General features: G+C 67.5%; 1 protein-coding gene. It reads left to right on the forward strand.

Features of this window, described 5'->3' with window-relative positions; all coding sequences use genetic code 11:
• Positions 1 to 289: 289 nt before the first annotated feature.
• On the forward strand, positions 290 to 695 hold a 406-nt coding region (locus tag ACFOYU_RS15200), incomplete at its 3' end, for a PRC-barrel domain-containing protein (RefSeq protein ID WP_377034238.1).

Raw genomic sequence — 695 nt, forward strand, 5'->3', positions numbered from 1 at the left:
AACGCCGAGTGTCATGTGGCGTACCGACTTCTGTGATGGGCGGGGGCGGGGGGGCGGAACGTCGGAGGAGTCTGAACATTCATTCACCGAAGGTCGAGCCGGGACACTCGAGGCTCTCTCCGGGGGCGTTGCAGCGGCCCCGGCAGGTCAGGCGCCGATGCCTGACCGGATCGACCGGATCGATGCGGGCCGCAACAGACCAATGCCCGTTCCATAGGTGAATGCGCAGGTGAGCCAGGAGCCCCGACACGGCTCCGGGCTGCGCTGTGCCAAGTTTGGAGACGAGATCATGAAGCTCATTGCAGTCGCTGCGCTTCTCAGCACCACGGCCCTCGCGTCGGCCGCCGTCGCACAGACCAACCCGTCGGCCCAGCAGCAGGGCCAGCAGGCGCAACAGGCCCAGCAGGGTCAGCAGGGTCAGCAGAGCCAGGTTGCCGCGTCCCAGATGCGCAATCAGCCGGTCTACAGCTCGCAGGGCGAGCAGATCGGCACCGTCAACGCCATCGTGCGCGGACGCGACAACCAGACCTATGCGGTCATGACCACCGGCCAGGCTCTGGGCGAGCGTCGCCAGGTCGTGGTGCCGGCCAACCGCATCGCCCTGCAGGGCAACCGCGTCACCGTGCGCGGCAACGAGCAGCAGCTGCGCCAGCTGCAGGCCTATGACCAGAACGCCTACCAGCCGGTGCAGGACA

Origin of the sequence: Microvirga sp. GCM10011540 (genome assembly GCF_042650665.1) — a bacterium.
In the GTDB taxonomy this organism is placed as follows: Bacteria; Pseudomonadota; Alphaproteobacteria; order Rhizobiales; family Beijerinckiaceae; genus Microvirga; species Microvirga lenta.